Source organism: Spongiimicrobium salis, from assembly GCF_043678055.1.
In the GTDB taxonomy this organism is placed as follows: domain Bacteria; phylum Bacteroidota; class Bacteroidia; order Flavobacteriales; family Flavobacteriaceae; genus Spongiimicrobium; species Spongiimicrobium salis.
The window spans coordinates 1-974 of record NZ_JBHEQA010000021.1; the positions used below are offsets into that span (position 1 = coordinate 1).

General features: G+C 27.3%; 1 protein-coding gene. It reads right to left on the bottom strand.

Features of this window, described 5'->3' with window-relative positions; genetic code table 11:
• Positions 1-73: 73 nt before the first annotated feature.
• Positions 74-974: hypothetical protein (locus ACEXOE_RS23700; RefSeq protein ID WP_394751366.1), on the bottom strand; the 901-nt coding region annotated here is incomplete at its 5' end.

Here is a 974-nt window from a genome sequence, read left to right on the forward strand (position 1 = left end):
TAGTATAACAAGCTTAGCATCCCGAAGGGTGCCATGATTTGTTATACATTGTTACCAGCTTTTTAATTCTAATTTAGATTTTAGAAACTTTTTCATTTAAATATTTTATTGTATAGTTATCCTCATTAGGCACATTAAATATCAGCACGATATCTGTCTCAAGTTTATCTTTTCCTAGAATATTAAATGTTGAGGTTTCAGAATATTTTCCAAAAGAAAAAGTACCGATACAGTTATGAAGTTTACCATTTAAACTTTCCAATTGGAAAAAAGTTGGCTCAAAATGAAATGATTTTCGTTTAAAAAACTCGGAGTTTTCACAGAATTCTAAGGAAAGAGAAATTTTTAACAATTTACCATTTCTTGGAATTATTTTCTTAGTATAAAATTGGTTATTTGCTTTTCTATATTTATCCGTAAAGGATAACTCATTTAAATATTCTTTTTTATTAACAGTTACTTTTGGCAAGCATTCTAATTGAGGAGATGCTTCTTGAATTTTAGGTATCGAAAAGCTTTGCCCCTTTATATCTATTGTAGTACTAGTAATTTTAGAGTCTACTACAAAAATTGAGGTGAAAAAATTTTTCCCATCAAACAAGTCTCCTTCAAATCCCCATCTTAAATATCCTCGTCCTGTTAGCTTAAGATAACCTAGAACTTTTTGTTTATCTTCCCCGATAGTAACATCATCTCTTTTGAGCTTTATAATGCTTTCACTAGTATTATTAATCTCTGCGGTTATTATTAAATATACTTTATCATCAGGTAAAATATCGACTACATCTACCAACTCATTATCTAGATTTCTGTCTAATAGTAATTCATTTGTTTTTATAGCCTTTATAAGTTTAAAGTCAATATTTTGACTAAAAGTATTCGAACTAATTATTAATACTAAAAGATTAAAAATTGTAATTTTTGCTCTCATTTTTACTAAAATAATTAAGATTAAAAAATATTGCTGGTAACGG